Below are 301 nucleotides of genomic sequence, written 5' to 3'. Positions count from 1 at the left end.
GGGGGACTTGAACCCCCACGTCCGTAAGGACACTAACACCTGAAGCTAGCGCGTCTACCAATTCCGCCACCTTCGCACAGTCATCTTACTTTTTTTGATATCGCCTCGTTTGGTGCGAGGGGGGGGACTTGAACCCCCACGTCCGTAAGAACACTAACACCTGAAGCTAGCGCGTCTACCAATTCCGCCACCTTCGCCCAGTGCGAGCAATATCAACGTGGTTTTTGGTGCGAGGGGGGGGACTTGAACCCCCACGTCCGTAAGGACACTAACACCTGAAGCTAGCGCGTCTACCAATTCC

At 55.5% G+C, this 301-nt stretch carries 1 tRNA gene; it reads right to left on the bottom strand.

The features are described 5' to 3' along the window. Positions 1 to 110: 110 nt before the first annotated feature. Positions 111 to 197: transfer RNA gene (locus RTW80_RS28530), tRNA-Leu, on the bottom strand. Positions 198 to 301: the final 104 nt, after the last annotated feature.

Source organism: Escherichia sp. AM3 (assembly GCF_032029835.1).
In the GTDB taxonomy this organism is placed as follows: Bacteria; Pseudomonadota; Gammaproteobacteria; order Enterobacterales; family Enterobacteriaceae; genus Escherichia; species Escherichia coli.
Note: the sequence above shows the minus strand (reverse complement) of the source record. Positions and strands in the feature narration are given on the sequence as shown.